General features: G+C 68.3%; 17 protein-coding genes. 11 read left to right on the plus strand and 6 right to left on the minus strand.

The features are described 5' to 3' along the window. The first annotated feature begins 33 nt into the window (after positions 1 to 33). Positions 34 to 846 (plus strand): sulfite exporter TauE/SafE family protein, encoded by an 813-nt coding sequence (locus tag PK98_RS07585; protein ID WP_039095475.1) that lies wholly within the window; start codon positions 34 to 36, stop codon positions 844 to 846. Positions 847 to 923: 77 nt separating this feature from the next. After that, entirely contained in the window at positions 924 to 1,439 is a 516-nt protein-coding gene (locus tag PK98_RS07590; protein WP_052208183.1) for an Lrp/AsnC family transcriptional regulator, read from the plus strand. A gap of 58 nt (positions 1,440 to 1,497) precedes the next feature. Here the strand turns inward: PK98_RS07590 and PK98_RS07595 are convergent, their stop codons facing one another. Continuing rightward, the gene (locus PK98_RS07595) at positions 1,498 to 4,092 is read right to left on the minus strand and encodes a TonB-dependent receptor plug domain-containing protein (protein ID WP_039095477.1); all 2,595 of its coding nucleotides are present in this window, start codon (positions 4,090 to 4,092) and stop codon (positions 1,498 to 1,500) included. Positions 4,093 to 4,442: 350 nt separating this feature from the next. Here PK98_RS07595 and PK98_RS07600 point away from each other — a divergent pair, with 350 nt between their 5' ends. Both PK98_RS07600 and PK98_RS15950 read left to right on the plus strand, forming a co-directional pair. Continuing rightward, entirely contained in the window at positions 4,443 to 5,438 is a 996-nt protein-coding gene (locus PK98_RS07600) for a LacI family DNA-binding transcriptional regulator (protein WP_039095478.1), read from the plus strand. Positions 5,439 to 5,545: 107 nt separating this feature from the next. Further along, positions 5,546 to 5,887, plus strand: coding sequence for a hypothetical protein (locus tag PK98_RS15950; protein ID WP_152608561.1), 342 nt, complete (start codon positions 5,546 to 5,548; stop codon positions 5,885 to 5,887). Between the two features lie 28 nt (positions 5,888 to 5,915). Here PK98_RS15950 and PK98_RS07610 read toward each other — a convergent pair whose 3' ends face one another. The 3 genes from PK98_RS07610 to PK98_RS07620 form a co-directional block, all read right to left on the minus strand. Further along, positions 5,916 to 6,644: a TorF family putative porin gene (locus PK98_RS07610; protein ID WP_052208187.1), complete on the minus strand. Its 729-nt coding sequence runs from the start codon at positions 6,642 to 6,644 to the stop codon at positions 5,916 to 5,918. Further along, positions 6,641 to 7,090 (minus strand): hypothetical protein, encoded by a 450-nt coding sequence (locus PK98_RS17025; protein ID WP_161792415.1) that lies wholly within the window; start codon positions 7,088 to 7,090, stop codon positions 6,641 to 6,643. The genes PK98_RS07610 and PK98_RS17025 overlap by 4 nt, the downstream gene beginning before the upstream one ends. Before the next feature lie 116 nt (positions 7,091 to 7,206). Then, a complete protein-coding gene (locus PK98_RS07620) occupies positions 7,207 to 8,259 on the minus strand; it encodes a bifunctional transcriptional activator/DNA repair enzyme AdaA (protein ID WP_039095480.1) in 1,053 nt (350 codons plus the stop codon). Between the two features lie 102 nt (positions 8,260 to 8,361). Between PK98_RS07620 and PK98_RS07625 the strand changes: the two genes are divergently transcribed. The 7 genes from PK98_RS07625 to PK98_RS07655 all read left to right on the plus strand — a co-directional run bounded on the left by PK98_RS07625 (position 8,362) and on the right by PK98_RS07655 (position 15,403). Continuing rightward, positions 8,362 to 9,936 (plus strand): S1 family peptidase, encoded by a 1,575-nt coding sequence (locus PK98_RS07625; protein WP_039095481.1) that lies wholly within the window; start codon positions 8,362 to 8,364, stop codon positions 9,934 to 9,936. A gap of 146 nt (positions 9,937 to 10,082) precedes the next feature. Beyond that, positions 10,083 to 10,637, plus strand: coding sequence for a F0F1 ATP synthase subunit delta (locus PK98_RS07630; protein ID WP_039095482.1), 555 nt, complete (start codon positions 10,083 to 10,085; stop codon positions 10,635 to 10,637). A 28-nt stretch (positions 10,638 to 10,665) separates the two neighbouring features. Next, positions 10,666 to 12,195, plus strand: coding sequence for a F0F1 ATP synthase subunit alpha (gene atpA / locus PK98_RS07635; protein ID WP_039095483.1), 1,530 nt, complete (start codon positions 10,666 to 10,668; stop codon positions 12,193 to 12,195). Between the two features lie 12 nt (positions 12,196 to 12,207). Next, positions 12,208 to 13,089 (plus strand): F0F1 ATP synthase subunit gamma, encoded by an 882-nt coding sequence (locus PK98_RS07640; RefSeq protein WP_039095484.1) that lies wholly within the window; start codon positions 12,208 to 12,210, stop codon positions 13,087 to 13,089. Positions 13,090 to 13,112: 23 nt separating this feature from the next. Beyond that, positions 13,113 to 14,576, plus strand: coding sequence for a F0F1 ATP synthase subunit beta (atpD, locus tag PK98_RS07645; RefSeq protein WP_039095485.1), 1,464 nt, complete (start codon positions 13,113 to 13,115; stop codon positions 14,574 to 14,576). Positions 14,577 to 14,645: 69 nt separating this feature from the next. After that, the gene (locus PK98_RS07650; protein WP_039095486.1) at positions 14,646 to 15,137 is read left to right on the plus strand and encodes a hypothetical protein; all 492 of its coding nucleotides are present in this window, start codon (positions 14,646 to 14,648) and stop codon (positions 15,135 to 15,137) included. A gap of 8 nt (positions 15,138 to 15,145) precedes the next feature. Further along, entirely contained in the window at positions 15,146 to 15,403 is a 258-nt protein-coding gene (locus PK98_RS07655) for an ATP synthase F1 subunit epsilon (protein WP_039096437.1), read from the plus strand. Positions 15,404 to 15,417: 14 nt separating this feature from the next. On the opposite strand, the gene PK98_RS07660 is transcribed toward PK98_RS07655, so the two are convergent. Both PK98_RS07660 and PK98_RS07665 read right to left on the minus strand, forming a co-directional pair. Then, on the minus strand, positions 15,418 to 15,702 hold the full coding sequence (locus PK98_RS07660) for an HNH endonuclease family protein (protein ID WP_039095488.1): 285 nt from the start codon (positions 15,700 to 15,702) through the stop codon (positions 15,418 to 15,420). After that, on the minus strand, positions 15,689 to 16,606 hold the full coding sequence (locus tag PK98_RS07665; RefSeq protein ID WP_039095489.1) for a DMT family transporter: 918 nt from the start codon (positions 16,604 to 16,606) through the stop codon (positions 15,689 to 15,691). Before PK98_RS07665 ends, PK98_RS07660 begins: the two co-directional genes overlap by 14 nt. Positions 16,607 to 16,674: the final 68 nt, after the last annotated feature.

Consider the following 16,674-nt stretch of genomic DNA (forward strand, 5'->3'; position numbering starts at 1 on the left):
GAGCGGACCTTTGGAACAGACAGGGGTTGTGCAATGATCGATATCATCGTGCCGGCATTGGGCCTGCTGGCGGCAGGGCTGGTCGCGGGGTTTGCCGCCGGGCTGTTCGGCATCGGGGGCGGCTTCGTGGTGGTGCCGGCATTGCTGATCGTGCTGCCGCTGCTGGGGGGCGACCCGCACCATCTGGCGCATGTGGCGATCGGCACCAGTGCGGCGACGATCATCGTCACCTCCCTACGCTCCCTCAGCGCGCATGCTCGCCGCGGCGCGGTCGAGTTCGAGATCCTGCGCGGGTGGGCCTTGTGGATCGTGCTGGGCTGCGGCGCGGGCGTGCTGCTGGCGGATCATGTGGACGGGCGCCTGCTGACGCTGATCTTCGGTACCGGCGTGGCGCTGATGTCCGTCAACTTCCTGGTGCCGCAGCTGAGCGACAAGGTCGTATCGAGCGACATGCCGGGTGGTCCGGTGCGGATCGCCTTCGCCACGGGCCTGGGCGCCTTCTCCAGCCTGCTGGGAATCGGTGGCGGCACGCTGGCGATCATGATGATGACGCTGTGCGGGCGCACCATCCACCGCGCGATCGCCACCGCCAGCGGCGTGGGCGCGCTGATCGCGGTGCCGACCACCATCGGCTTCGTCGCCATCGGCCTCAGCCAGCACGGCCTGCCGTGGGGATCGCTGGGCTATGTCAACCTGCCGGCGACGGCTGCGGTGGCGGCCATGTCGATCCTGACCGCGCCCCTGGGCGTGGCCGCGGCGCACAGCCTGCCGAGCCGGCCGCTGAAGTTCGTGTTCGGGCTGTACCTGCTGTTCGTGGCGGCGGTGATGTTCAGCCGCAGCATGTAGCAGAAGCCCCGGTCCGCGCCCGGACGGACCGCACCATCCGGCTGGAATCCTTCGATCGCCTAGCCTATGGCCGGGCGATGAAGCTTAGCACGGTCAGCAACATCGCACTCGACGACGCCGATCTGAAGATCCTGGACGTCCTGCAGGCGGATGGCTCCCTGTCCATTGCCGCCGTGGCGGAACGCACCGGCCTGTCGCAGAACGGCTGCTGGCGGCGCATCCGCCGGCTGGAGGAAGAAGGCGTCATCAGCGCGCGCGTCACGCTGCTGAACCCCAAGAAGGTGGGACTGAACCTGACCGTCTTCATCCATGTGAAGGCGAGCGAACATTCGGAGGAATGGTTCGACGCGTTCTACGCCACGGTCGCCGCGATGCCCGAGGTGGTCGAGTTCTACCGCATGGCGGGCGAGGTGGATTACCTGATCAAGCTGATCGTCGCCGACATCGCCGCCTACGATTCGGTCTACAAGCGGCTGATCAAGGCGGTGAAGATCGTCAACGTCACCAGCACCTTCGCCGTGGAGGTGCTGAAGCTGACCACTGCGCTGCCGCTGGCGCAGCGGGCGCTGCCGGACGCCGCGAGCGCCGCCTGACACAGAAAAGGGCGGAGCCGCGCGGCCCCGCACTTCCCTGTTTCACGCTGGTGCCAGTCTAGAAGCTGGCGCCCAGGCGGACATACCAGAACCCGCCCATGTAGCCGATCGGGGATGCATCGTTGTAGATGCGCCCGCTGCCCTGCGCGCCCGTTTCCGGATAGATGTTGCGCAGTTCCCGATCGGGATATTCGTCGAACAGGTTTTCCACGCCCGCCGCCAGGCGGAATCGTTCGGCGATGGTGGCGCCCACTTCCAGGTCGAAGGTGAACTCATCCCCGAAGGTCTGCACCGTGGGGCCGGTCGCCAGCACGTCGTTGTAGGAGGTGATCTCGCCCGAATAGTTCAGGCGCCCGGTGACATACCAGGCATCGGCGTCGAAGGTCGTGGCCAGCACGGCACGGAACTCCGGCGTGAGCCCTTCGATGTTGAGCCCGCGCTGCGCCGTGATGGCGGCAGGGCGGGTGATGTCGGTCACCTTGCTCTTGTTGTAGTTGCCCGCCAACGAGGTGCTGAGGCTGCCGAAGCCGAGGCTGGCCCGATGGGTCAGCACCGCATCGACACCCTGGGTGCGGGTGGCGAAGCCATTGGTGAAGTAGTTCACCTGCCCCAGATCGAAGGCATTGCCGACGCCCAGGTCGGACAAGGCCTGCTGCTGCGCCGGCGTGACGTTGAACGGCGAGGTGATGGCGATACGATCGGTCACCTCGATATTGTAGTAGTCCACCGTCAGGTTCAGCCGCCCGCTGGGCGAGATGACCACGCCGCCCGAGAAGCTGACCGATTCTTCCGGCGTCAGCGCCTCGGAACCGAAGAACCGGCCCGTCACGCTGTCGGGCGTCACCGTGGCGGTGGCGACGGGCACCGTGCTGCCATTGGGGAAGCCGGTCTGCACGTTGGAGGTGAAGGACTGCCCCGGCGTCGGCGCGCGGAAACCGGTCGACACATTGCCGCGAATGGCGATCGCATCGGTGAAGGCATAGCGTGCGCTGACCTTCCCGTTCACCGTCGAGCCGAAGTCGGAGAAGTGATCGAACCTTCCGGCGATGCCCAGCGTGAACGCTTCCACGATATCCGTTTCCAGGTCGATATAGGCCGAGTAGCTGTTGCGCGACCCGTCTGCGACCGATTGCGGACCATAGCCAGGGAAGCCGTTGGCCCCCACCGCCGCGGTCGCCTGGAAGCGGGTGCCGTTGGCCCGCTGCACCGTCTGCGTGGCATAGGGACCGATCGCCCACGACGCCTCGTCCCCCTGCCCCACCACATAGGTCTCGCGCCGGAATTCCAGCCCGGCGGCGATGTTCAGCGGGCTGGCGAAGCCGACCTCCAGCGGATAGCTGGCATCGAAGTTGAAGTTGGTTTCCCGCTGTTCCAGGAAGCCCAGGTAGAAGTCGGTCGGCGATTGCGGGCCGAGCGACGGATTCAGCGTGTCCGTCATCTCGTACCGGATGCGGTTGCGCCCGGTGGCGGCGCTGAGATCGAAGCGCATCCCGAACGATGTCTCCCCGCGATAGCCGATGACGCCGTGGACATCTTCGTTCGTGGACAGGAAGATCGGGGTGAAGCCTTCGGGGAAGACCTCGCTGGCTTCGAAGGTGCGACCGGTAGCGCTGTAGACCGGCGCACCCGCGGCGGTCTGCAATCCGGGGATCGCGTCGAGGTAGATCGTCCCGACAGACTTGCCGAACGCCTGCGGTGCCGCCTGTGGACCGCCCGGGAAGGCGACCACGCCCGGCACCGTCACCGCCACGGGGCGGCGATAGTTGAAGTCCACCGCCTGATCGGCATAGCCGTAATTGCCGAAGAAATAGAGCTCCGTATCCGCATCGACCGGGATCGCCGAGTTGATGATGATACGATAGGCCTCGTTGTCCGGCTGGCCATAACGGGTGGGCGGGAACGGCACGTCGACACCCAGCGCGCGCAGGGCGGCCGAATCCGGCCGGTCACGCGCACGATTGTATAGGCTCTGATCGATGTACTCGCCGGAGATGTTGAAGAAGCCCTCCCCCAGCTTGAAGCCGGCATTGGCCGACAGCTGCAGGTCTTCACCATCGCCTTCGTAGCTCTGGCCGTAGCGGGCGTTCAGTTCCAGCCCGTCATCATTGTCGCGCAGACCCAGATTGATCACGCCGGCGATCGCGTCCGAACCATATTGCGCGGCGGCGCCGTCACGCAGCACCTCCACCCGGCTGAGCGCGACGGAGGGGATCTGCGACAGGTCGGGGCCTTGCGAGCCGGACGAGAGCGAGTCCCCCGCCACCTGCACCAGCGCGCTGCGGTGCATCCGCTTGCCGTTGATCAGCACCAGGATCTGGTCTGGCGGAAGGCCGCGCAGGGTGGGCGGACGGACGAAGGAGGCCCCGTCGGCGCCGGCATTGCGCTGCTGGTTGAAGGACGGGACGAGGTTGCGCAGGATGGTCTGCAGGTTGGGGCTGGGTTGCGTCGCCAGATCCTCCGCGGTGAACACGTCCACCGGGACGGCGGATTCGGTCACGGTGCGATCAACCCGCCGGGTGCCCGTGACGATGATGGCTTCGCGATCGAGTTCTTCTTCCACCGCTTGCGCCATGGCCGGCATGGCCATGAGCTGCGGCGCAACGCCCAGTGCCACCGCAAGTGCGGCACGGGATACCAGGTGCATCGACTTCATTCAGCTAACCCCCCGATTCAACGATCTTCCGGGCGCCTCTCCCCAACACGGCCGGCACGAGTGTCTGGTGCGCTGCGATCCTTCGGTGTGCCCGAGGACGCGGCTGGCCGACCCTGCTTCGTTCCGTTCCGAACGCAAAGTACGAACATCACCGTCAAGTGCAAACAGAATTATTGTTTCGGCAGCATGGCCACCGATATTTTACGCAGTTTGCCACGGTATGTGGGATATTTGTTTGATCAACCAGCGACCTGCCGCCGCGCACCGTGGCCATGCCGGGGATCCCATCCGGGAGAAAGAGCTTGCCGTCGCGCGCCTTAGCTGGCGCAAGGCGGTGCAGGAGTTTCGCGATGACACGCAGGCAGGTGACCAGACTGGCGGACATCGCCGCCCTTGCCGGGGTGACCCCGGCGACCGTGTCGCGCGCCCTGTCCGGCCACGCGCAGATTAGCCCGGCGACGCGGCAGAAGGTGCTGGCGATCGCCCACGATCACGGCTTCCGCATCAATCAGACCGCACGGAATCTGCGGCTGGGACGGACGCAGGCGATCGGGGTGGTGATTCCGCTGGGCCACCCCAGCGCACAGCGCGTGTCGGACCCGTTTTACACCGCGCTGATCGGCCTGCTGATGGAAGGGTTGGCGCTGCGCGGACATGCCATGCTGCTGTCCACCGGCGCACCGGAGGATGCCGGCTGGCTGGACAGCCTGGCGTTGAGCGGGCGCGTCGATGGTATCATCGTGCTGTGCCAGTCCGACCAGGATGCCCGGCTGCGCGAGGTTGCACGTGCCTATCGCCCGCTGATCGTGTGGGGGGAAGCGATGGAAGGCTATTGCTGCGTCGGCACCGACAATCGGGCCGGCGGGCGGCTGGCCACGGAGCACCTGCTGGCCGCCGGGCGGCGGCGGATCGCCTATGCCGGGATGACCGACATCCCCGAACTGGCGGCGCGCCATGCCGGTTATCTGGCGGCGCTGGCGGCGGCGGGTGTCGCCCCCGGCCCGCAGATCGCGGTGCCGCTGTCGTTCGATCCGCAAGGGGCGCAGGCGGACATGGGCGCGATCGACGGCACGATCGACAGCGTGGTCGCCGCGTCGGACGTGATCGCGATGGGCGTGATCCGGGCGCTGGCCGGCAGCGGGCGCACGGTGCCCGATGACGTGGCGGTGATCGGCTATGACGATGTCAGCCTGGCCGCGCATGTGATGCCGGCGCTGACCACCGTGCGGCAGGATCTGGAGCGGGCGGCGACCATAATGCTGGACCTGCTGTTCCGCCGCATCGATGGCGAGGAGGCGGCATCCGTCCGCCTGCCGCCGCAACTGGTGGTGCGGCAGTCGGGATAGAACCGGCGATTGTGTCCGGCCGGGGCGCGGATCACAGCGTCCGTTCAGCCGCCGACGGGCAAGGTCGTCGACGCCGCCAGCGGATGGCGACTGACCTGGAGCAACTCATGCGTACGATCCTTGCCCGTAGCCTGACCATCGCCGCACTCGGGCTGGCGGCCGCTCCTGTACTGGCCACACCTGCCGCCCTCCCGATACCGCAGGCGAGCCGGCACCCCGATGCACTCAACACCACGCTGGCCCGGCGCGTGGCGGCGGTCGCCAGCCAGGTGCAGGCCGCGCGTGCGGCGGGACGTGTCTCGCAGGCGGAAGCCGCGCGCCTGAACGGGAAGATCGCCTGGGTCCGGACCGACTCCGCCCGCCATGTGCGCGAACAGGGTTTCCTCAGCGCCGGTGAGAGCGCCAGCTACAACCGCTCGCTCGACGAGGTCGAACGCAAACTGCGCTGACCGGGCAGCGTGCCGCCCGGTCCGGCCGTCAGAAGCTGAACCGGGCGCGGGCGATCAGGCGGTCGTCATGGTCGCCCCGGGCAGCCACCTCCGGGATGTCGGTCCCGACATATTCCAGCGACACGGCCAGCGGGCCGGTCACATGGTCGATGCCGACGCGCCAGTCGATGTAGCGGCCGCCGGGACGCAGCCGGTCGGCACGCACGACATCGTCCACATCACCGGTGGAGCGGCCCACATGGCCATACAGCGTCAGCGGCGTGGCCGGGATACCGGCATCGGCACCGGCGAACAGGTACAGGTTGCTGCCACCGATCGCGCTCTGTTCCGGCGCGTACATGCCGCCGGCGGTCGCCCGCACCGGCCCCAGCGTGTAGGCGGCGGTGATACCTGCCTCCGCATAATCCTGCTTGCCGAAGGCGCCGGTGAACAGGTGCACGATGCCCTGCCCGGTCAGCGCGAAGGGCCCCACGTCCTGCGTGGCGGAGAGGCCGAGGTCGAGCACGGTGTCGGCCCCGCCATGCAGGCCCGCATCGCGCAAGGACACAAGGCGGGCGGTCGCGCCCAGCGCGCCGGCCTCCAGTGCCAGATCGGCGGAAATGGCGGCGCGACCTTCGCTCCAGCTGACGCCGCGGCGGTTCTCCTCCGTGGCGATCTCGAAAGCGGGGCGCAGCGCCACCGGGCCGAGGGACTGAGCGGCGGCCGCCGTGCCGGGGAGCAGCAGGGCGGCCAGTAATACGATGGAAAGCTGTCTCACCCGGCGGTCATAGCCAGCTGCCGCTCGACTTGCGAGACCAGGATGTCGCGATCGGCCTCGGCCACGGCCAGCAGCTGCCGGTGCAGCTCGTCCGAGCGTTCGGCAAAGTGCTGCGCCACGTCGTTGCGGTGGGCATTGCACCAGCCGGCGCGGCTGAGCTTCAGCCCGTCGGCATCGTCGATCGTGCGCGACAGCAGGCCGCCACCGGCGTGGCGCGCCTCCCGCTCCACGGCAAGGCCGGCGGTCCATTCGCACCGCAGCGTGGAGGCGCGGCCGCCCGGCGCGGGCGTGCCGATCTGGCGCGCGGCGAGTGTCACCGTGCCACGATATTCGGCATCCACGGTGCCGCTGGCGTGCTGCACCTGGGTGCGGTGTTCCAGCGGAAGGTGCGGGGTCACGACAATGGCGCCGAGCGCGAGCGCGGCGGCTGCCAGCATACCAGTCATCTGCATTCTCCTGCGATGCCCCGGCCGTTATGGCCGTGAGCGGTTGGGGCCTGTTAGCCTCCGAACGACCTTGGAGCCCGGGTAGCCTTGTTCAAGTTACAAAGCATTGCATCCGGTCAGCTGCCGGGCGGTGCGCCTTTACGCTCCCGCCGGAGCAGTTCGCCCTTGATCTGCGGGCCATAGGCATAGCCGCCCAGCGCGCCGCCGCTGCGCACCACCCGGTGGCAGGGGATCAGCACGGCGACCGGATTGGCGCCGTTGGCGCTGCCGGCCGCGCGCACCGCCGCAGGGTGGCCGGCGGCGGCGGCAAGCTGGGCGTAGGAGCGTGTCTCCCCGGCCGGGATGCGCTGCAGTTCGGCCCAGATCCGTTCCTGGAAAGCGGTGCCGCGCACATCCAGCGGGATCGCCGGTGCCGCCGCGCCGGGCCGTTCGACCGCGGCGACCACCTGGTCCAGCAACACCCGGAAGGCCACGCTGCCTTCCGCCAGTTCGGCGCGCGGGAAGCGGCGGGCGAGGTCCTCCGCGCCTTCGGCGAAGGACAGACGGCACACGCCCTTGGCCGTCGCGGCGACCAGCATGGTGCCGAGGCTGGTGGCGACGAGCGCCCACTCGATCCGCGCCCCCTCGCCGCCGCGCGCCCAGGCGGACGGGCTCATGCCCAGCCGGCCGTCCAAGGCGGCGTAGAAGCGGCTGGGGCTTTCAAACCCGGCATCGTAGATGGCCGGCGTCACCGCGCCGGCCGCGCTCAGCGCCGCCTGCGCCCGTTCGCGCCTGAGCGCGCGGGCATAGGCGGCGGGGGAGAGGCCGGTGGCGCGGGTGAAGATCCGCTGGAAATGAGCCGGCGAGTAGCCGGTCGCCCCGGCCAGTTGCGCCAGCGTGAGCGGCTGGTCGGCGGCGCGGATCAGCGCGGCGGCCTGTTCCACCGCGGCCACGTCGCGCGCCTGGTCGTCCGGCAGGCAGCGCCGGCAGGGGCGCAGCCCGGCACCTTGCGCCGCCGCCCCATCGGCGAAGAAGCGGACATTCTCCCGTCGGGGATGACGCGCCGCGCAGGACGGGCGGCAGTAGATGCCGGTGGACAGCACGCCGGTGACGAAGCGGCCATCCTGGCCGGCGTCACGCCGCAGCACCGCGGCCCAGGCGGCATCATCGTCGATCGACGGATGGGTCATGGCGCATCTTCTCCTATCACGGCGCGCTTGTGACAAGAGTTGGTGGCCGGCGCATCCCGCGCCTTGCGTTCAAACAGGTGCAGCGGCAAGGAGCGGGGCATCATGGTCGCATCCCTGTTCCGCCTCCTCCTGTCCGCCGTCCTGCTGGCATTGCTGGTCGCACCATCGCCGGCGCGGGCCGACCCGGCAGACATCGACGCCGCGGCGCGAGGCGTGGTGCGGGTGGTGATCATCGACCGGCGTGGCGGACAGGTCACTCCGCTGTCGCACGGAAGCGGCTTCGCGATCGGTACGGAGCGGGTGGTGACCAACGCCCATGTGGTGCGGCAGGCGGTGGCCGATCCGTCGCTGGCGATCGGCATCGTGCCATCCGATGGCGGCGATGCGATCTATGCCCGGCTGGTGACGATCTCGGACCGCAACGATCTGGCCCTGCTGGCGACCACCGCGCCCATGGCGCTGCCGCCGCTGACGGTCAGCGGCAACCCGGCGGTGGATGCCGGTTCGGTCGTCGCGGTCGGCTACCCCATGAATGTCGACCGGGCGCAGGGCCTGTCCGCCGGCGACCTGTTCCGCGCGGTGCCCCCGGTGAAGAGTGCCGGCTTCCTGAGCGGGCGGCGTCCGTCCCGTGATTTCGACACGCTGCTGCACACCGCGCCGATCGCGCGCGGCAACAGCGGCGGGCCGCTGCTGGACGAATGTGGCCGCGTCGTGGGGGTCAACAGCTTCGGCACGGAAAGCGGCAGCGCGGATGCGGAGTTCTTCTTCGCCGTCTCGACCCGCGAGCTGCTGCCGTTCCTGACCGCCAATGGCGTGGTCCCGCGGGTCAACAGTTCCCCCTGCCGCAGCCTCGCCGATCTGGAGGCTGCAGAGGCCGGCCGCGCGGAACGCGAGGCGCAAGATGCGGCCCGCGCCGCCGAGGCCGATGCCGCTTCTACCGCGCGACGGCAGGCCGATGCCCGGCGCGCGATCGAGTTCGAGATCATCGCGGAGCGGGAGAACGGCATGGCCGCCACCTTCCTGCTGCTGATCGCCGGCTTTGCCGCGGCACTGTACGGCATGTTCCTGCACGAATTCCCGCGCGAGAACGAGACCGCCACGCGCCCGCGCATCGCCTTTGCCGTGGCGGCACTGGCCCTGCTGGGTGCCGGCGGCGCCTGGGCCGCGCGGCCCGGATTCGCGCAGGTGGAGGGACGCCTGGCGGACAGCCTGCTGGCGCAGCGGACGGCAGAGGCGGGCGGATCGGACGCGGGCGACAATCCGGCAGGCAGCTATACCTGCGTGCTGGACGAGAGCCGCAGCCGGGTGGTGGGCGACGCGGCGGGCGATGTCGCGATCCGGTGGGCTGCGGATGGCTGCGTCAACGGCCGCACGCAATATGCGCGCACCGGTGGCGACTGGACCCGCATCCTGGTGCCGGAGGAGGAAGCGGCGGCGACCGTCAACCGCTTCGACCCGGCGACGGGCGAGTACCGCGTCGACCGGTACCTGCTCGGTCGCGAGGCACGGGAAGCGGCGCGGGCCGCGCGCGGCGGTTACCAGGTGCCGCAATGTGGCGGCGGCGGTGCGGCGGCCATCCAGCTGGCCCAGCGGCAGCAGGCCATCCTGGCGGTACTGCCGCCTGCGCCCAACGAACGGCTGGTCTATCGCTGCACCAAGAACGACGCCGGGCGATAGCCGGCCATCCATTGTGGCAGTCCGGTTGCAAGCTGCCCATGTGGATGCTAGGCGCGCCCCTACTCTGCCGGGGGGCTGATTCAGTGATCCTTGACCAGGCAGGTCCGTACAAACACCTTTGTCCGTCTCGAGAGGACCATTCCGCCGTGGAGCTATCCGCCGGTATCAAGGCCAGTCTGGCAGGCCGCTACGCTTCCGCCCTGTTCGACCTGGCTGTTGAGTCAGGCACCGTCACCCAGGTCGAAGGCGATCTGGAGCGGTTGTCCGCCGCCCTTGCCGAGAGCGAGGAACTGCGCGCGCTGATCCGCAACCCGCAGGTCAGCCGCGAGGCGATCGGCCGCGTGTTCGACGAGATCGGCGAGACGCTGGAGATTTCCGGCCTCACCGCCGGGTTCCTCGGCACGCTGTCGCAGAATCGCCGGATCGACCGGTTGCCGCAGATCATCCGCGCGTTCGGCATGATCGCCGGTGCCCAGCGGGGCGAGGTCACGGCCGAGGTCGTCAGCGCCCATGCGCTGGACGAAGGCCAGTTGCAGACGATCGAGCAGAAGCTGCGGGCCCGCGAAGGGCGCACGGTCAAGCTGCGGTCGCGCGTCGACCCCGACATTCTTGGCGGACTGGTGGTCACCATCGGTTCGCGCCGGATCGACAGCTCGATCCGCACCCGTCTCAACACCCTCTCCCAGGCCTTGAAGGCCTGAAGACCAAGCGCCGCACGAAAGGCAGATCATGGAAATCCGCGCCGCAGAAATCTCCCGCGTCATCAAGGAGCAGATCGCCAGCTTCGGCACCGACGCCCAGGTGTCGGAAGTCGGCACCGTGCTGTCCGTAGGTGACGGCATCGCCCGCATCCACGGTCTGGACGAAGTGCAGGCCGGCGAGATGGTCGAGTTCGACAACGGGCTGCAGGGCATGGCCCTGAACCTGGAAGCCGACAATGTCGGCGTCGTGATCTTCGGATCCGATGCGGGCATCAAGGAAGGCGACAGCGTGCGCCGCACCGCCACCATCGTGGACGTGCCCGTGGGCAAGGGCCTGCTGGGTCGCGTGGTCGATGCGCTGGGCAACCCGATCGACGGCAAGGGCCCGATCGCGACGACCGAGCGTCGCCGCGTGGAAGCCAAGGCCCCTGGCATCATCCCGCGCCAGTCCGTGCACGAGCCCGTGCAGACCGGCCTGAAGGCGATCGATGCCCTGGTCCCGGTCGGCCGTGGCCAGCGCGAGCTGATCATCGGTGACCGCCAGACAGGCAAGAGCGCCGTGGCGATCGACACCTTCATCAACCAGAAGGACGCCCACGCCGGCACCGACGAAGGCAAGAAGCTGTACTGCATCTACGTCGCCGTGGGCCAGAAGCGCTCCACCGTGGCGCAGATCGTGCGTCAGCTGGAAGAGAATGGCGCGATGGAATATTCCATCGTGGTCGCGGCCACGGCATCCGAGCCGGCCCCGTTGCAGTACCTGGCGCCCTATACCGGCGCGGCCATGGGCGAGTTCTTCCGCGACAACGGCATGCATGCCGTGATCGTGTATGACGATCTGTCCAAGCAGGCCGTCGCCTATCGCCAGATGTCGCTGCTGCTGCGCCGCCCGCCGGGCCGCGAAGCCTATCCGGGCGACGTGTTCTACCTGCACAGCCGCCTGCTGGAGCGTGCGGCCAAGATGAGCGACGCCAATGGCGGCGGATCGCTGACGGCGCTGCCGATCATCGAGACGCAGGCGGGCGACGTGTCGGCCTACATCCCGACCAACGTGATCTCCATCACCGACGGCCAGATCTTCCTGGAAACGGGCCTGTTCTACCAGGGCATCCGTCCGGCCATCAATGTGGGCCTGTCGGTCAGCCGCGTCGGCGGCGCCGCGCAGACCAAGGCGATGAAGAAGGTGGCGGGCTCCATCAAGCTGGAGCTGGCGCAGTACCGCGAGATGGCTGCATTCGCGCAGTTCGGTTCCGACCTGGACGCCTCGACGCAGAAGCTGCTGAACCGCGGTGCGCGCCTGACCGAGCTGCTGAAGCAGAAGCAGTTCGATCCGATGCCGGTGGAGGAGCAGGTCCTGTCGATCTTCGCGGGCACCAACGGTTACCTGGACAATGTGCCGGTGAACCGCGTGACCGAGTACGAGACGGCGATGCTGTCCTACATGCGCGGCGAACATGCCGGCGTGCTGGAAGAGATCCGCACCACGCAGAAGTTCGAGAACTACGTGAAGGCCAAGGTCGTCAGCGCGCTGGACGCGTTCGGCAGCCAGTTCGCGTAAGGACAGCGGCCGGTGGCATCGCTCAAGGAACTCAAGGGTCGGATCAACTCGGTCAAGTCGACCCAGAAGATCACCAAGGCCAAGCAGATGGTCGCCGCGGCCAAGCTGCGCAAGGCACAGGCGGCCGCCGAGTCCGCGCGTGCCTATGCGGAGCGGCTGGCAGGCGTGATGGCGTCGCTGTCCGGCAAGGTGGCAGGGCAGGCCAATGCCCCGCTGCTGATGCGCGGCACGGGCGCCGATTCGCGCCACCTGCTGGTGGTGGCGAACAGCGACAAGGGGCTGGCCGGTGCGTTCAACTCCAACATCGTGCGTGCCGCCCTGCTGAAGGCACGCGAACTGGAGGCGGCGGGCCATAGCGTGGAATTCTACCTGGTGGGCCGCAAGGGCCGCCCGGTGATCCGCCGCGCCTTCCCCGACCAGATCACCGCTCAGTTCGACACGTCCGAGATCCGCAACCCCGGCTTCGCCGAGGCCGAGCGGATCGCGGACGAGCTGGTGGCGATGTACGAGGCCGGCCGGTTCGACGTGGCGCATCTGTTCTTCAGCCGGTTCCGCTCCGCCCTGGTGCAGGAACCGACCGTGCAGCAGATCATCCCCGTCCCCGCCCCGACCGTTGCGCCCGTTGCGGGCAGCGCCGAGGCGGTGGTGGAGTACGAGCCGGGCGAGGAGGAAATACTGGCCGAGCTGCTGCCCCGTTATCTCAAGACGCGCATCTTCGGCGCGCTGCTGGAGAATGCGGCGAGCGAACAGGGCGCGAGCATGACCGCGATGGACAACGCCACGCGCAATGCCGGCGACCTGATCAACTCCCTGACCATCCAGTACAACCGCAGCCGCCAGGCCGCGATCACCACCGAACTCATCGAAATCATTGCCGGCGCGGAAGCGCTCTGATCTCAGGACCAAGGACGAACACCATGGCCACCGCCCCCGCCTACAACCCGAACATTACCGAGAAGGGCACGATCGCCCAGGTCATCGGCGCCGTCGTCGACGTGACCTTCGCCGGCGAGCTGCCCGCCATTCTTTCCGCGCTCGAGACCTACAATAATGGCACCCGTCTGGTGCTGGAGGTTGCACAGCACCTGGGCGAGAGCACCGTGCGCTGCATCGCCATGGACGGCACCGACGGCCTGGTCCGCGGGCAGGACGTGATGAACACCGGTGCGCAGATCCGCGTGCCGGTCGGCCCCAAGACGCTGGGCCGCATCATGAACGTGATCGGTGAGCCAATCGACGAGCGCGGCCCGATTGGCGCCGATCGCACTGCCCCGATCCATGCCGAAGCCCCGCTGTTCGTTGACCAGTCGACCGAGGCCGCGATCCTGGTCACCGGCATCAAGGTCATCGACCTGCTGGCGCCCTATGCGCGCGGCGGCAAGATCGGCCTGTTCGGCGGCGCCGGCGTGGGCAAGACCGTGCTGATCCAGGAACTGATCAACAACATTGCCAAGGGTCATGGCGGCGTGTCTGTCTTCGCCGGCGTGGGTGAGCGCACCCGCGAAGGCAACGACCTGTACCACGAATTCCTCGATGCCGGGGTCATTGCCAAGGACGCCGACGGCAACGCCACGTCCGACGGCAGCAAGGTGGCGCTGGTCTTCGGCCAGATGAACGAGCCCCCGGGGGCCCGCGCGCGCGTCGCGCTGTCCGGCCTGACCATGGCCGAATACTTCCGCGACGAGGAAGGACAGGATGTGCTGTTCTTCGTCGACAACATCTTCCGCTTCACGCAGGCGGGTTCGGAAGTGTCCGCGCTGCTGGGCCGCATCCCGTCCGCCGTGGGCTACCAGCCGACCCTGTCGACTGACATGGGCAATCTGCAGGAACGGATCACCTCCACCAACAAGGGGTCGATCACCTCGGTGCAGGCGATCTACGTGCCGGCCGACGATCTCACCGATCCGGCGCCCGCCACCTCCTTCGCCCACCTCGATGCGACCACCACGCTGAACCGCGCGATTTCGGAGCTGGGCATCTACCCGGCGGTCGATCCGCTCGACTCCACCAGCCGCGTGCTGACCCCGGCGGTCGTCGGGCAGGAGCATTACGACACGGCCCGCCGGGTCCAGGAAACGCTGCAGAAGTACAAGAGCCTGCAGGACATCATCGCCATCCTGGGGATGGACGAGTTGTCGGAAGAGGACAAGCTGACGGTCCAGCGCGCGCGCAAGATCCAGAAGTTCCTGTCGCAGCCGTTCCACGTGGCCGAGGTGTTCACCAACATCCCCGGCAAGTTCGTGCAGGTGGAAGACACCGTGCGCAGCTTCAAGGCGGTGGTCGAAGGCGAGTACGATCATCTGCCGGAAAGCGCCTTCTACATGGTCGGCGGTATCGACGAGGCCGTGGAGAAGGCCCGCAAGATGGCCGAAGGCGCCTGAAGGGTTATGGCGCGGGGCCGATCGTGCCCCGCGCCCTGCCCGCCGGCGGCCCGATGATGGAGCAAGAGGATGGCGCAGGACAATCGTGGCTTTGAAGCCGGGCGGCAGCTCCGGATCGACCGGCTGTTGCAACGGCTGACCTGGGCAGGCATCGCCTGTTTCCTGCTGATTTCGGCCTTCGATATCCATCGCTGGCGGGTGACGCACTGGCAGCAGTTCGATGCCGCCTTTGCCATGCTGAAGGGCCATCTGCTGGCCGTGCCGCCGCAACCATTGTGGTTGTATGCCGTCGGCTTTCCCTTCATCGCCGTGAACTTCTACGCCCATGTGCAGATCCTGCGTGGCGCGCGACGCGGCATCCTGCGCCTGTTCGTGGGCAGCGCGGCGGGTATTGCTCTGGTGCCGCTGGCCGGGTTGCAGACCGTAGGCTACCAGATGCTCTGGCCGGAACTGCTGCGGCTGGCCGGCTACGCCATTGCCGGCGCGATCGCCATCATCCTGGCCTTCCGTCTGGACAGCCGCTCCTCCGCGATTATAGACGCGCCCCAGCCCAAGGATTGAACCTGACCATGCCGCTGCATTTCGAACTCGTGACCCCTGCCAAGCTCGTCCGGTCGGAGGAGGTGCACATGGTCGTCGTCCCCGGCACCGAAGGCGAGTTCGGCGTGCTGGAAGGGCATGCGCCGTTCATGTCCACCATCCGCGACGGCGCCGTGCAGGTGTTCCGCACCGAAGGCGCCGCGCCGGAACTGATCCAGGTACGTGGCGGCTTCGCCGAGGTGGGCGACAAGGGCCTGACCGTGCTGGCCGAGCACGTCGAGGACTGACGCCGGCGGGCATCTCACCGGCGCTTCGTGCGCGTCGGTGCGTGAAAGTCGGGGGGCTTGTTCGCCACCCACTGCACGAAGCCGGCCAGTTCGGCATTCTCCAGCAGACGGGCACGATCCGCGCCTTGCCGCATCAGTTGCGCGTTGGTGAAATGCGCATGGATCGCCTTGTGGCAGATCGGGTGCAGCGGCACGGTGGACCGACCACCCTTGGCCTTGGGCACGGTATGATGCTGCTGCACGCGGGCGCCGAGGGGCCGGCCGCACAGCCAGCAGACCGGCGCATCAACGTCCGACATCGGCCTCGGTCTGCGCCTCCGCCAGCGGCTGACGCGTGGCGTGCCACATATACAGCCCGGCCCCGATGATCAGCGCCGCCCCGATCAGCGCGGTGCGGTCCGGCACCTCGTCGAAGAACAGCGCGCCCAGCGTCGTCGCACCCAGCAGCTGACCATAGGTCATCGGCGCCACCGCACCCGCGTCGGCCCGCGCGGTGCCCATGTAGATCATCCCGTGCGCGGTGCTGGCGATGCCGCCGACCAGCAGCAGTCTGGCCAGCACGCTCCAGTGCGGCCAGGTGAGCTGGAACGGCTCCAGCCCCGTCGCGTGCAGCAGCGGCACGACCGGCAGCATGAACAAGGTGGCGGTGATCGCCAGCCAGTATTGCATGCGCAGGACACTGGCTTGCCCGCGGCTGGCACGGTTGGCGACCATGGTGACCGCCAGGCCGGTTGCGCCCAGCAGGGGCAGCAAGGCCGCAGGTCCGACCGCCGCCAGATTGGGCCGCAGCACGATCGCGACGCCCGCAAAGGCGATGGCGGTGGCAATCCAGGTCTCGCGCCGGGCAGGCTCCCCCAGCAATACCATCCCCAGGATTGCCGTCAGCACCGGTTGCGTGAAGGCGATGGTGGTCGCTTCGGCCAGCGGCATGATCCAGAAAGCCATGAACATGCCGACGGCCGACAGCGCGATGGCGATCCCGCGCACCCATTGCAGTCCGCTCCGCGGCAAGGCCAGCGCGGCCACGCCTTCCTGCCGGGCCAGCACCAGGCCCAGCAGCAAAGCCGCCGCCAGATAGCGGCCGCAGACCATGGCGGGTGCCGCCCAGGTGCCGGCAAGCCCCTTCACCAGCGCATCGCTGACGGACAGCAGCATGAACCCTGCCAGCGTGTAGAGCAGCCCTGCGCGTTCCCCGCCTTGCATCGTCCCGTGTCGCAATCCTTGGTCTGCCGCCCTGCCTGCGGATGTAACGGCGATCGCGCGTTTAGGGA

The organism is Croceibacterium mercuriale (genome assembly GCF_000802385.1).
Taxonomy (GTDB): domain Bacteria; phylum Pseudomonadota; class Alphaproteobacteria; order Sphingomonadales; family Sphingomonadaceae; genus Croceibacterium; species Croceibacterium mercuriale.

Bases quoted from the DNA above. Each gene is read 5' to 3' on its own strand.
- atpA (WP_039095483.1), top strand. From the start codon at position 10,666: ATGGAAATCCGCGCCGCAGAAATCTCCCGCGTCATCAAGGAGCAGATC.
- PK98_RS07590 (WP_052208183.1), top strand. From the start codon at position 924: ATGAAGCTTAGCACGGTCAGCAACATCGCACTCGACGACGCCGATCTG.
- PK98_RS07600 (WP_039095478.1), top strand. From the start codon at position 4,443: ATGACACGCAGGCAGGTGACCAGACTGGCGGACATCGCCGCCCTTGCC.
- PK98_RS07650 (WP_039095486.1), top strand. From the start codon at position 14,646: ATGGCGCAGGACAATCGTGGCTTTGAAGCCGGGCGGCAGCTCCGGATC.
- PK98_RS07665 (WP_039095489.1), bottom strand. From the start codon at position 16,606: ATGCAAGGCGGGGAACGCGCAGGGCTGCTCTACACGCTGGCAGGGTTC.
- PK98_RS07585 (WP_039095475.1), top strand. From the start codon at position 34: ATGATCGATATCATCGTGCCGGCATTGGGCCTGCTGGCGGCAGGGCTG.
- PK98_RS07620 (WP_039095480.1), bottom strand. From the start codon at position 8,259: ATGACCCATCCGTCGATCGACGATGATGCCGCCTGGGCCGCGGTGCTG.
- PK98_RS07655 (WP_039096437.1), top strand. From the start codon at position 15,146: ATGCCGCTGCATTTCGAACTCGTGACCCCTGCCAAGCTCGTCCGGTCG.
- PK98_RS07660 (WP_039095488.1), bottom strand. From the start codon at position 15,702: ATGTCGGACGTTGATGCGCCGGTCTGCTGGCTGTGCGGCCGGCCCCTC.
- PK98_RS15950 (WP_152608561.1), top strand. From the start codon at position 5,546: ATGCGTACGATCCTTGCCCGTAGCCTGACCATCGCCGCACTCGGGCTG.
- PK98_RS17025 (WP_161792415.1), bottom strand. From the start codon at position 7,090: ATGACTGGTATGCTGGCAGCCGCCGCGCTCGCGCTCGGCGCCATTGTC.
- atpD (WP_039095485.1), top strand. From the start codon at position 13,113: ATGGCCACCGCCCCCGCCTACAACCCGAACATTACCGAGAAGGGCACG.
- PK98_RS07595 (WP_039095477.1), bottom strand. From the start codon at position 4,092: ATGAAGTCGATGCACCTGGTATCCCGTGCCGCACTTGCGGTGGCACTG.
- PK98_RS07625 (WP_039095481.1), top strand. From the start codon at position 8,362: ATGGTCGCATCCCTGTTCCGCCTCCTCCTGTCCGCCGTCCTGCTGGCA.